13 protein-coding genes are annotated in these 12,372 nt (G+C 61.2%); 2 read left to right on the top strand and 11 right to left on the bottom strand.

From position 1 onward, the window contains the following. Nucleotides 1-14 precede the first annotated feature (14 nt). Nucleotides 15-455: a type IV pilin protein gene (locus LW136_RS17445; RefSeq protein ID WP_143514376.1), complete on the top strand. Its 441-nt coding sequence runs from the start codon at nucleotides 15-17 to the stop codon at nucleotides 453-455. Between the two features lie 91 nt (nucleotides 456-546). Here the strand turns inward: LW136_RS17445 and ispH are convergent, their stop codons facing one another. The 6 genes from ispH to murJ form a co-directional block, all read right to left on the bottom strand. Next, complete coding sequence (ispH, locus tag LW136_RS17450; RefSeq protein WP_003302159.1) at nucleotides 547-1,491, bottom strand: 4-hydroxy-3-methylbut-2-enyl diphosphate reductase; 945 nt, start codon at nucleotides 1,489-1,491, stop codon at nucleotides 547-549. A 108-nt stretch (nucleotides 1,492-1,599) separates the two neighbouring features. Beyond that, on the bottom strand, nucleotides 1,600-2,037 hold the full coding sequence (locus LW136_RS17455) for an FKBP-type peptidyl-prolyl cis-trans isomerase (protein ID WP_125878281.1): 438 nt from the start codon (nucleotides 2,035-2,037) through the stop codon (nucleotides 1,600-1,602). Next, entirely contained in the window at nucleotides 2,030-2,533 is a 504-nt protein-coding gene (lspA, locus tag LW136_RS17460; protein WP_003302157.1) for a signal peptidase II, read from the bottom strand. Before lspA ends, LW136_RS17455 begins: the two co-directional genes overlap by 8 nt. Nucleotides 2,534-2,650: 117 nt before the next feature. Beyond that, the gene (ileS, locus tag LW136_RS17465) at nucleotides 2,651-5,482 is read right to left on the bottom strand and encodes an isoleucine--tRNA ligase (protein WP_234173265.1); all 2,832 of its coding nucleotides are present in this window, start codon (nucleotides 5,480-5,482) and stop codon (nucleotides 2,651-2,653) included. A gap of 1 nt (nucleotide 5,483) precedes the next feature. Continuing rightward, entirely contained in the window at nucleotides 5,484-6,434 is a 951-nt protein-coding gene (gene ribF, locus LW136_RS17470) for a bifunctional riboflavin kinase/FAD synthetase (RefSeq protein WP_003302154.1), read from the bottom strand. Between the two features lie 84 nt (nucleotides 6,435-6,518). Beyond that, the gene (gene murJ / locus LW136_RS17475) at nucleotides 6,519-8,066 is read right to left on the bottom strand and encodes a murein biosynthesis integral membrane protein MurJ (protein ID WP_003302153.1); all 1,548 of its coding nucleotides are present in this window, start codon (nucleotides 8,064-8,066) and stop codon (nucleotides 6,519-6,521) included. A 222-nt stretch (nucleotides 8,067-8,288) separates the two neighbouring features. On the opposite strand from murJ, the gene rpsT reads away from it, so the two are divergent. Continuing rightward, entirely contained in the window at nucleotides 8,289-8,567 is a 279-nt protein-coding gene (gene rpsT / locus LW136_RS17480; RefSeq protein WP_003281567.1) for a 30S ribosomal protein S20, read from the top strand. 87 nt (nucleotides 8,568-8,654) lie between these two features. Here the strand turns inward: rpsT and LW136_RS17485 are convergent, their stop codons facing one another. From LW136_RS17485 to rplU, 5 genes are all read right to left on the bottom strand, one after another. Then, the gene (locus LW136_RS17485; RefSeq protein ID WP_003302151.1) at nucleotides 8,655-9,119 is read right to left on the bottom strand and encodes a CreA family protein; all 465 of its coding nucleotides are present in this window, start codon (nucleotides 9,117-9,119) and stop codon (nucleotides 8,655-8,657) included. Nucleotides 9,120-9,126: 7 nt separating this feature from the next. Further along, on the bottom strand, nucleotides 9,127-10,245 hold the full coding sequence (gene proB, locus LW136_RS17490; protein WP_003302144.1) for a glutamate 5-kinase: 1,119 nt from the start codon (nucleotides 10,243-10,245) through the stop codon (nucleotides 9,127-9,129). A gap of 105 nt (nucleotides 10,246-10,350) precedes the next feature. Next, nucleotides 10,351-11,568, bottom strand: a complete 1,218-nt coding sequence (cgtA, locus tag LW136_RS17495; RefSeq protein ID WP_230355924.1) for an Obg family GTPase CgtA — start codon at nucleotides 11,566-11,568, stop codon at nucleotides 10,351-10,353. Nucleotides 11,569-11,737: 169 nt separating this feature from the next. Next, nucleotides 11,738-11,995 carry a 50S ribosomal protein L27 gene (gene rpmA, locus LW136_RS17500; protein WP_003281574.1) on the bottom strand — a complete coding sequence of 86 codons (258 nt, stop codon included), beginning with the start codon at nucleotides 11,993-11,995 and terminating at the stop codon, nucleotides 11,738-11,740. 35 nt (nucleotides 11,996-12,030) lie between these two features. After that, a complete protein-coding gene (gene rplU / locus LW136_RS17505) occupies nucleotides 12,031-12,342 on the bottom strand; it encodes a 50S ribosomal protein L21 (protein ID WP_003302133.1) in 312 nt (103 codons plus the stop codon). Between the last annotated feature and the right edge of the window lie 30 nt (nucleotides 12,343-12,372).

A 12,372-nucleotide genomic window follows, 5' to 3' on the forward strand; every position in this document is an offset into this window, starting at 1 on the left:
TGACGGAGCAGTCCATGAAGCGTACCGAGCGTGGTTTCACTCTGATTGAGCTCATGATCGTGGTCGCCATCATCGGTATCCTGGCAGCGATTGCCTATCCAAGCTATGACGAGTACGTCAAGCGCGGTAACCGCACCGAAGGCCAAGCCCTGCTGAGCGATGCATCCGCTCGGCAGGAGCGTTACTTCGGCCAGAACAATGCCTATATCACTTCAGACGCCGACATAGCAAAGCTTGGGTTGAAGAACGGTAATACCTCGGAAACTGGTAAGTACGAGCTAGCTGTAGAGGTCATCACTGACGGAGGAAGCCCTCCTCGGCCCATTGACGGCGGATATACGCTGACCGCAAAGCAAAAATTCGGCGACACCAAGTGCGGCAACCTAACCCTGAACGCCCTTGGCGCTAAAGACAGGACCGGCAGCGGGAAGACCGCTGCGGAGTGTTGGCGCTAAGCCTTCATCAGCAAGGCGCGCGGTCATTCAGCCGATACAGAAAACGGGGCCTGTCAAAGGCCCCATTTGTTAGAAAATCGATGGAGCAAGTTCAGACAGCCTTGAGCCTCAACTCCTTCGGCATGGAGAACGTCACGTTCTCCGGTCGCCCTTCCAGCTCGTCCATGCCTGTGGCACCCCACTCTCGGAGCTGCTCGATCACCCCACGCACCAACACTTCGGGCGCTGAAGCGCCCGCGGTGATGCCGATGCGCTCGATGTTCTCGAACCATTCCCGCTTGAGGTCTTCGGCGCCGTCTATGAGATAGGCAGGTGTGCTCATGCGCTCCGCCAGCTCGCGCAGGCGGTTAGAGTTGGAGCTATTGGGGCTGCCCACCACAAGCACCACGTCGCATTCGTCAGCGAGCTGCTTCACCGCATCCTGGCGGTTCTGAGTGGCGTAGCAGATGTCATCCTTGCGCGGGCCGCCAATGCTTGGAAACTTGCTGCGCAATGCGTCGATGACACGACTGGTATCATCCATAGAGAGCGTGGTCTGGGTGACGAAGGCTAGCGCCTCGGGGTTACGTACCTGCAGCTTCGCGACGTCTTCCTCGTCCTCCACCAGGTAGATCGAACCGCCGTTACGCGAATCGTATTGCCCCATGGTGCCTTCAACTTCCGGGTGGCCCTGATGCCCAATCAGGATACATTCGCGCCCATCACGGCTGTACTTGGCGACTTCCAGATGCACCTTGGTCACCAGCGGACAGGTGGCATCGAAGACCTTCAATCCGCGCTTCTCCGCTTCGAGCCGCACAGCCTGGGAAACGCCGTGGGCACTGAAGATGACGATTACGTCGTCCGGCACCTGATCGAGCTCTTCGACAAAGATCGCCCCACGCGCACGCAGGTCTTCCACCACGAACTTGTTGTGCACCACTTCATGCCGTACATAGATCGGCGGGCCGAAGACTTCCAGAGCACGGTTGACGATTTCGATGGCGCGATCGACACCAGCGCAGAAGCCGCGGGGATTGGCGAGTTTGATTTGCATGATTGATCTCGGCACGCGGAAACTTGAAGACGAAGGAGTGTAACGCGATACAGGCTACAGCGCAGATAGCGCCCAAAGGCCAGCGGTATTCGCTGGCCTACAGCCGAACTAGGCGGGTTTGACGTCGATGATCTCGACTTCGAAGGTAAGGGTCTTGCCAGCCAATGGATGATTGAAATCGACGGTGACCTGACTATCGTCGAACGCCTTCACCACACCCGGCAGCTCGGTGCGCGCAGCATCCTGAAAACTGACCATCAGCCCTTCGGAAAGCTCCATTCCGGCGAACTGACTGCGTGGCATGACCTGCACATTCTGCTGGTTGACCTGACCGAAGCCCTGCTCCGGCGCAATCTGCAGGGTGCGCTTGTCACCTGCCTTGAGTCCGTAGAGTTGCTGCTCGAAGCCTGGCAGCAGGTTGCCATCGCCCACCTTGAAGGTGGCTGGCTTCTTGTCGAACGTGCTGTCGACCAGCTCACCCGTTTCCAGGCCAAGCGCGAAATGCAGGGTGACTTCCTTGTCCGGCCCAATGCGCTGTTCAGTCATGTGCAGCTTCTCCGGTCTTGTTGCTCTTGAACATGTCCAGCGCCAGCATCACGGCACCGACGGTGATGGCGCTATCGGCGATATTGAACGCGGGGAAGTACCAGCGGTTCTGCCAATGCACCAGGATGAAATCGACCACATGGCCCAGCACCACGCGGTCGTAGAGATTGCCAATCGCACCGCCCAGAACCAGCGCCAGCGCGACGGCCAGCCAGGTTTCGTTCGGTTTTAGACGCTTAAGCCAGACCACCAGCACAGCGCTTACGCCAATCGCGATCACGGCAAACAGCCAGCGCTGCCAGCCACCGTGATCGGCGAGGAAGCTGAACGCCGCACCGGTGTTGTAAGCCAGCGTCCAGGCGAAGTAGCCGGGAACTACGTCGACCTTTTGATACAGGCTGAAATTGGCCTCGAAGTAGTGTTTTGTCGCCTGATCGAAGGCGATCACCAGCACACTGAGCCAAAGCCAGGGGAGCCTGCCGAAACGTGCACTCATACCGTAGCCTCCGCTAGCACACCGCGCGGCAAGGTGGTGGTGGTCCTTTCCCCACCGAAACGGAAGGCCACGTCGTAATGGGGGGCTGAAGCCCACCCTACGGCAGTAAGCACAGAGTCACGCATAGTGGCGAACCTCACCACCACCTTCGATGTTCTCGATGCAGCGCCCGCAGATTTCCGGATGCTCGGCATGAGCACCAACATCTGGAAGGTGATGCCAGCAACGCCCGCACTTGCTGTGCTCGGTCTTCTTGACCACCAGCTTGAGGCCGACCAATTCGCTCTCCACGGCTTCGGCTGGCGCCTGGGTCAGTGGTGCGATATCGACAGCAGAGGTGATCAGTACGAAGCGCAGCTCGTTGCCGAGCTTGGCCAACTCTGCAACCAGGGCATCTTCGGCATACAGCGTGACTTCCGCCTGCAGGTTGCCGCCAATGGTCTTGGCCGCACGCTGGTTTTCCAGCTCCTTGTTCACCGCGGTCTTGACTGCCATGACCTTGTCCCAGAAGGCGCGATCAAGCTCGGTGCCTTGCGGCAGTTCGGTCAGGCCGGTGTACCAGGTGTTGAGCATCACCGACTCGTTACGCTCACCCGGCAGGTACTGCCAGATTTCCTCGGCGGTGAAGGCCAGGATCGGCGCGATCCAGCGCACCAGCGCCTCGGCGATGTGATACAGCGCGGTCTGGCAGGAGCGACGCGGCAGGCTGTCCGCACCGGTGGTGTACTGGCGGTCCTTGATGATGTCCAGATAGAAGCCGCCCAGCTCCTGCACGCAGAAGTTGTGCACCTTCTGGTAGACGTTCCAGAAGCGATAGGTGGTGTAGGCCTCCTCGATCTCCTGCTGCAGCAGCAGTGCGCGGTCGATGGCCCAGCGGTCCAGGGCGATCAGCTGATCATTCGGCACCATGTGCTGCGCGGGATCGAAGCCGTCGAGATTCGAGAGCAGGAAGCGTGCGGTGTTGCGGATACGACGGTAGGCATCGGCGCTGCGCTGCAGGATCTGCTTGGATACCGCCATCTCGCCGGAATAGTCGGTGGCCGAGACCCACAGACGCAGGATGTCGGCGCCCATGCTGTCGGTGATTTCCTGCGGCGCGATGACGTTGCCGAGGGACTTGGACATCTTGCGGCCGTTCTCATCCACGGTGAAACCGTGGGTCAGCAGGCCCTTGTACGGCGCATGACCGTCGATGGCCGCGCCGGTCAGCAGCGATGAATGGAACCATCCGCGATGCTGGTCGGAGCCCTCCAGATAGAGATCGGCACGCGGGCCGCTTTCGTGACCCATGGGGTGCGAGCCGCGCATCACATGCCAGTGGGTGGTGCCGGAATCGAACCAGACATCGAGGGTGTCGGTGATCTTCTCATACTGCGCCGCTTCGTCGCCGAGCAACTCGGCTGCGTCGAGCTTCGACCAGGCCTCGATACCGCCCTGCTCCACACGCTGCGCCACGGCTTCCATCAGCTCGACGGTACGCGGGTGCAGCTCGCCGCTTTCCTTGTGCAGGAAGAACGGAATCGGCACACCCCAGGTGCGCTGACGCGAGATACACCAGTCTGGGCGCCCGGCGATCATGCCGTGCAGGCGCGCCTGACCCCAGGCCGGGACGAATTCGGTCTGCTCGATGGCATCCAGCGCACGGCGGCGCAGCGAGCTGCCGTCATGGGCAACCTTGTCCATGCCGACAAACCACTGCGCCGTGGCGCGGTAGATCAGCGGGGTCTTGTGCCGCCAGCAGTGCATGTAGCTGTGCTGGATCGACTCGTGCTTGAGCAGCGCGCCAACCTCGGCGAGCTTCTCGACGATGGCCGGGTTGGCCTTCCAGATGAACTGGCCGCCGAAGAACGGCAGATCCGATACGTAGACGCCGTTGCTCTGCACCGGGCCGAGAATATCGTCATTCTCCATGCCGTAGTGCTTGCAGGAGCGGAAGTCGTCCTCGCCGTATGCGGGCGCCGAATGGACGATACCGGTACCGGCACCGGTTTCCACGTAGTCGGCCAGATAGACCGGAGCGAAGCGCTCGTAGAACGGATGACGGAAGCGGATCAGCTCCAGCGCTTTGCCTTCGCAACGGGCGATGATTTCACCAGCCAGGCCGTAGCGCTGCAGACAGGACTCCACCAGCTCCTCGGCCAGCACCAGCAGACGCTCGCCGGTGTCGACCAGCGCATAGACGAACTCGGGATGCACGTTCAGCGCCTGGTTGGCCGGAATGGTCCAGGGCGTGGTGGTCCAGATCACGATGCTGGCGGGCTTGGCCAAATTGGGCAGACCGAACGCGGCAGCCAGCTTGTCGGCATCCTCGACCGCGAAGGCGACGTCGATGGCATCGGATTTCTTGTCCTGATATTCGGCTTCCGCCTCGGCCAACGCCGAACCGCAGTCGAAGCACCAATTCACCGGCTTCAGGCCTTTGAAGACGAAGCCACCTTCGACCAGCTTGGCCAAGGCGCGGATCTCACCAGCCTCGTTGGCGAAGTCCATGGTCTTGTATGGGTTGTCCCAGTCGCCCAGGACGCCGAGGCGGATGAAGTCGGCTTTCTGCCCTTCGATCTGTTCGGCCGCGTAGGCACGGCAGCGCTCGCGGGTCAGATCGGCCGGCTGGTTCTTGCCGAAGGTGGTCTCGACCTTGTGCTCGATCGGCAGACCGTGGCAATCCCAGCCCGGCACATAAGGCGCGTCGAAGCCGGCCAGGGTGCGCGAGCGGACGATCATGTCCTTGATCACCTTGTTCACCGCGTGACCAATGTGAATATTGCCGTTGGCATACGGCGGGCCATCGTGCAGGACGAACTTCGGGCGACCTTCGCCGATCTGCCGCAGCTTCCGGTACAGGTCAATGCTGTTCCAGCGCTGCAGAATCTCCGGCTCGCGCTGTGGCAGACCGGCCTTCATCGGAAATGCCGTGGACGGCAGATTGAGGGTCGCTTTGTAATCGGTCATTTCAGTCCTGACTCGTCATAAGGGGTGAAGCCCGCCAGTAATCACGGGCAGCGGCGATGTCGGCTTCGATCGCCGTCTTGAGCGCCTCCAGCGAGGCGAAACGCTGCTCGTCGCGCAGCTTGCGATGGAAGGTGACCTGCACCAGACGCCCATACAGGTCGCCCTGATAATCGAGCAGATGCACTTCCAAGTGTGGTTTACCGTCACTCTCGACCGTGGGTCGCATGCCGATGTTGGCGACACCGGCAAGCGACTTGTCGTCCAGCTCGAGACTGACCAGAAACACGCCACTCAGCGGCGTGTTGCGGCGTTTGAGCTGCACATTGGCAGTTGGCGCACCGAGCTGGCGGCCCAGTTTCTGCCCGTGCATGACCCGGCCGGTGATACCGAACGGTCTACCGAGCAGTGCTTCGGCGCAGGCCAGGTCACCCTCCGCCAGCACCTGACGCAGCCGCGTGCTACTGACCCGCTCGCCGTCCACCTCAATGGTGGTGGCGGCCTCGACCGAGAAGCCTTCGGCCGCGCCGGCCTTGAGCAGGAAGTCGAAATCGCCGGCGCGGTCGCAACCGAAACGGAAATCGTCACCGACTTCCAAATGCCGTACACCCAACCCTTCCACCAGCGTGGCGTGGACGAATTCAGCGGCACTCAGCTCTCGCAGGCGGCGATTGAAGGCCAGACACAACACCAGATCGACGCCCTGCTCGCTCAACAGCTGCAGTTTTTCACGCAAGCGGGTGAGCCGCGCCGGCGCCTTGTCCGGCGAAAAGAACTCACGCGGTTGCGGCTCGAAGATCACTACACAGCTGGGCAGCCCCAATTCGGCCGCACGCTCGCGCAGCCGCGCCAGGATGGCCTGATGCCCCCGGTGCACGCCGTCGAAATTGCCGATAGTGGCGACGCAGCCCCGATGCCGGGGTCGCAGATTGTGAAGGCCTCGAACCAGCTGCATACCGCACTTCTTGCTTGAAAAGTGGCCGATTATACGCACGTGCTGCGCATCCCGGACAGGTTTGCTCCGCCCGTGAATCGTCGATCAATGCCGCAAATGCCGCGGTCGCAGCCCGGTCAGCAACAACCCGGCGGCGAATGCCGCGAGCCCTGCGCAAACGAGAATCCCCAACCGCAGCGCTCGCTGCTGCCAGCCCCAGACGAACCACTCCTGCGCCGGCACGTTAAGCCACCAGACCGTCGCCACCATCGCCGCACAGGCAGCTGCCAGGCGTAACCCGAACAGCCACCAGCCCGGTGCAGGACGGTAGACGCCAACCTTGTACAGCCCCCAGAACAGCAGCACAGCGTTGAGCATCGACGACAACGAAGTCGCCAGCGCCAGCCCGACATGCTGTAACGGCCAGATCAGGATCAGGTTCATTACCATGTTCGCGACCATGCAAATGACCGCGACGCGTACCGGCGTCTTCAGATCCTGACGAGCGAAGAAACCCGGCGCCAGCACCTTGATCAGCATGAACGCCAGCACGCCGAGAGAATAGGCCTGCAGCGCCCTGGCCGATTGCACCACCGCCTCTTCGCTCATGGCGCCGTAATAGAACAGGCTGGCGATCATTGGCTCGGCGAGAATACCCAGCGCCAGCGCAGCGGGAACGCCTACCAGCAGCACCATGCGCAATGCCCAATCGACCGTTGCGGAGAACGCCTTTGGATCGTCTCCGGCATGCTGGCGCGACAAGCTCGGCAAGATCACCGTACCAATCGCGATGCCAAACGCCCCCAACGGCAGCTCTGACAGGCGATCGGCGTAATACAACCAGGACACGCTGCCGGTCTGCAGAAAGGAAGCCAGCACTGTATCCAGCAACAGATTGATCTGACTGACCGAGACACCGAACAGCGCCGGCACCATCAGCAGCATGATGCGTCGAACGCCCTCGTCACCCCGCTTTACCTTTGGCCGCGGCAGCAGGCCAAGCTTGGCGACATACGGCAGCTGGAAGGCCAGCTGGGCGAAACCGGCAATGAACACGCCCCAGGCCAGCGCCATGATCGGCTGATCGAAATACGGGGTCAGGAACACCGCCGACATGATCATGCAGACATTGAGCAGCACAGGCGTGAATCCGGGCACCGCGAAATAGCCGTAGCTGTTCAGCACCCCCGAGGTGAAAGCCGTCAGCGAGATCAGCATCAGGTAGGGAAAGGTGATGCGCAGCAGCTCGCCAGCCAGCTGCATCTTCCCCGGATCATCATGAAAGCCGGGCGCGAAGACCATTACCACATAGGGCGCAAACAGCACGCCCAGCGCAGTCAGCCCGGCAAGGATGAGCCCGAGCATACCGGCGGTGCGATCCACCAACTGCTTGACGTCCTGCAGCGTGCGCTTGGTGCGATATTCCGAAAGCACCGGCACGAACGCCTGAGCGAATGCACCCTCGGCAAACAGCCGGCGCAGAAAGTTGGGAATCTTGAACGCAATGAAGAACGCGTCGGCCGCAGCCCCCGAACCGAAGTAGCTGGCGACGACCATATCGCGTACCATGCCCAACACGCGTGACAGCAGGGTCATGACACTGACCACGGCGCTGGAGCGCAACAATCCGCCCTTGCCGGTTTTTTCGGACATTTGTCTTCCTAGAATTGCAGCGAGATTGATCGACCGAACGCTCAGCGCCGGCCGGATCGATGGCCAGTTACGACACGAAAAGAGGCGGCGAGTTTAGCCGCAGCCCTTCTGTCCGACCAGCTTCTCAAGCCATTCGACCGGGCTTGACAAGCGCCCTTCGCGTCGGCATGATTCGCGGCCTTATTTGCTTTGCAATCCCCCAAGTTTTCGAGGAGTTCGACGGTGGCCAACAGCCCTTCCGCCAAAAAACGCGCAATTCAGGCTGAGAAGCGTCGCAGCCACAATGCCAGCTTGCGCTCCATGGTTCGTACCTACATCAAGAATGTGGTCAAGGCCATCGACGCCAAAGACCTGGACAAGGCTCGCACAGCCTACACTGCTGCTGTGCCGGTCATTGACCGCATGGCCGACAAAGGCATCATCCACAAGAACAAAGCTGCTCGTCACAAGAGCCGCCTGAACGGCCACATCAAGGCCCTCGGCGAAGCTGCTGCAGCCTAACTGCAGGTTCTTGAAAAAACCGGCCTAGCGCCGGTTTTTTTATTCCCAAATTTTGCCCCACTCGCGAAGGATGGGCCGATGCGCAAGTTACGGCGCAACCGGCCAAGGCAGAATCGGAATCGCCGTCACCGCATTCTGCGGACTACCCTCGATGACGCGATCGCTGTAGACCAGATAAACCAAGGTATTACGCGACTCATCAAAGAAGCGCACCACCTGCATGGTCTTGAACACCAGCGAGGTGCGCTCCTTGAACACTACATCGCCATCTTTGAGCTTGCCGTTGATGCGAATCGGCCCCACCTGGCGACAGGCGATCGACGCCTCGGCACGATCCTCCGCGAGCCCCAGCCCGCCCTTGATTCCACCGGTCTTGGCGCGAGACAGATAGCAGGTCACACCATCGACCAAGGGATCGTCGAACGCCTCCACGACGATCTTGTGATTCGGCCCGAGCCACTTGAAGACCGTATCCACCTCACCGACCTGCTCGGCCAACGCCAGCGAAGGGATGAGCAACCCAAAAACCAGCGAAAAATTGGCTAAACGCATCCTCACCTCAGACCAGAATCATGTTGTCGCGATGGATAAGCTCCGGCTCGTCGACATACCCGAGCAGCTTTTCAATTTCATCTGATGGCCGCCCAAGGATGCGCTGCGCCTCGGCTGCACTGTAGTTCACCAGACCGCGCGCGACCTCCGAACCCTGCGGGCCGACACAGACGACCATCTCGCCACGACGAAACGCCCCCTGCACAGCCCTGACCCCAACCGGCAGCAGGCTGCGGTTACCCTGGCGCAGCGCGTGCACAGCACCGTCGTCCAGCGTCAGCGTGCCACGCGTTTGCAGGTGCCCGGCCAACCATTGCTTGCGCGCCGCATGCCGACTGCACTCCGGCGCCAGCAGCGTCCCCAGGCGATCACCCGCCTTGAGCCGCGCCAGCACCAGCTCGATGCGCCCACCAACGATCACCGTATGCGCGCCAGAGCGCGCTGCCAGGCGCGCCGCACGAAGCTTGGTCTGCATGCCGCCACGCCCCAGCGCCCCTCCCGTGCCGCCAGCCACTGCATCCAACGCAGGATCGTCGGCGCGCGCCTCACTGATGAGATTGGCTTGAGGATTGAAACGCGGGTCGGCGTCGAACATGCCGTCCCGGTCGGTCAGGATGACCAGCAGATCGGCCTCGACCAGGTTGGCGACCAGTGCAGCAAGCGTGTCGTTGTCGCCAAAGCGGATTTCGTCAGTGACCACCGTGTCGTTCTCGTTGATGACCGGCACCACACCGAGATCGATGAGCGTACGCAGCGTGCTGCGCGCATTGAGGTAGCGCTTGCGATCCGAGAGATCGTCGTGAGTGACGAGAATTTGCGCCGTCTGCTGATCGCAGCGAGCGAAGCTGGATTCCCAGGCGCGAATCAAGCCCATCTGTCCGACAGCGGCGGCCGCCTGCAACTCATGCACAGCCTTCGGTCGAGAACTCCAACCAAGACGACTCATGCCCGCAGCAACCGCACCCGACGACACCAGCACGAGCTCCACACCTGCCTCGCGCAAGGCCACCATCTGATCGACCCAGACCGCCATCGCAGCCTGATCGAGCCCGCGGCCGTCGGCGGTCAGCAGCGCACTGCCGATCTTGACCACCCAGCGCCGCGCACCGCTCACCTTGTCCCGCATCGTTCCCGCCTTCTATACGGCCAAAACACTTTCGGATCGGACTGCGCACGAGGCAGCCCACCGACCACTCGCCTGACCAGGCCGCGCAGCGGCCCGGGGTTCGACTTAGCGCACGTAGATGATCTCGGCACCACCCTCGTCATCATCATCGTCATCGAAGTCGTCGTCTTCGACCTCATCGGCCGCCTTGACGCCAGCGCGGCGCAACGCACGCTGATCATCCAGCTCCTGCAAGCGGGCCCGCGCCTCATCTTCGATCTGGCGATCGAGCTCGGCCAGGGCCTCGGCGTAGTCAGGCTCTTCGGCGATGCGCACAGTGCGCTCATCCAGATAACGCATGATCGCCTGACTCAGCGCTTCGGTACCCTCGCTCTCCAGCGCGGAGATGACGAATACAGGACCCTGCCAGTCCAAGCGCTCGACCACCTGCCGGACACGTTGCTCACGCTCGTCTTCCAGCAGCTGATCAGCCTTGTTCAGCACCAACCAGCGATCGCGCTGCGTCAGCGCCGGGCTGAACTTCTCCAGCTCATGCAGGATCACCTCCGCCGCATCAGCCGGGTCGCTACCATCTAACGGAGCCATATCCACCAGGTGCAGCAGCAGGCGAGTACGCGCCAAGTGCTTGAGGAAGCGAATCCCCAGCCCCGCGCCTTCGGCCGCCCCCTCGATGAGCCCCGGAATGTCGGCAATCACGAAGCTCTTGTAGCGTCCGACACTGACAACACCGAGGTTCGGCACCAGCGTGGTGAACGGGTAGTCAGCGACCTTGGGCTTGGCCGCCGACACCGAGCGAATGAAGGTGCTCTTACCGGCATTCGGCAAGCCCAGCAGACCGACATCCGCCAACACCTTCAGCTCGAGCTTGAGATCACGAGCATCACCCGGCTTGCCCGGCGTGGTTTGCCGCGGCGCGCGATTGGTGCTGGACTTGAAGCGCGTATTGCCCAGCCCATGCCAGCCGCCTTGAGCCACCAGCAGGCGCTGCCCCGGCTTGGTGAGGTCGCCCATGATCTCCTGGGTAGCCGCATCGATGATGGTGGTACCAACCGGCACCGGCAGGACAAGATCCTCACCCTTGGCGCCTGTACAGTCGGTACTACCGCCCTTCTGCCCGTTCTGCGCATTGAAGCGACGGGTGTAGCGGTAGTCCACCAGCGTGTTGAGGTTCTCGTCGGCCTCCAGATACACCGAGCCGCCGTCACCGCCATCGCCGCCGTTGGGGCCACCCTTTTCGATGAACTTCTCACGACGAAAACTCATCATGCCGTTGCCGCCGTCGCCGGCCTTTACAAAAATCGATACTTCATCGACGAATTTCATGGGAACGCCTCCCGTCGCAGGACGGGCTTAGGAAACAAGAAACGTAAGGGTCTTGCAAAAAACCCAGCGAAAACTGAATGAGCACCGAGCAGTTCTTTGCAAGAGCCTCACAGGATACAGAAACAAAAAAGCCCCGTCGCATGACAGGGCTTTTCCAGCAACGACGCAGTTAGGCTGCGACGACGCTCACGTAGCGACGGCCAAAAGCGCCCTTCACTTCGAACTTGATCACGCCTTCCACTTTTGCGAACAGGGTGTGATCCTTGCCCATGCCAACGCCGTAACCGGCATGGAACTGGGTGCCGCGCTGACGCACGATGATGTTGCCGGCCTTGATGGCCTGGCCGCCGTACATCTTCACGCCAAGGCGTTTGGCTTCTGAGTCGCGACCGTTGCGGGTAGAACCGCCAGCTTTTTTGTGTGCCATGAGTTCAATACTCCTATAAGGGGATTCAGGCCCGATTAGCCCTGAATACCGGTGATTTTGACCTCAGTGAACCACTGACGGTGGCCCTGACGCTTCATGTGGTGCTTACGACGGCGGAATTTGATGATGGTGACCTTGTCGTGACGGCCTTGGGCGATCACTTCAGCGGTAACCTTGGCACCATCGACCACCGGAGCGCCGATCTTTACATCATCGCCGTTGCCGATCAGCAGAACGCGGTCAAAAGTGACAGCTTCGCCAGTCGCAACTTCGAGTTTTTCAATCTTGAGGTATTCGCCTTCGGCGACCTTGTATTGCTTGCCGCCGGTTACGATAACTGCGTACATCTGTGTATCTCCGTTGATCCTGCTCACCCA

Source organism: Stutzerimonas kunmingensis, from assembly GCF_021432085.1.
Lineage (GTDB): Bacteria > Pseudomonadota > Gammaproteobacteria > Pseudomonadales > Pseudomonadaceae > Stutzerimonas.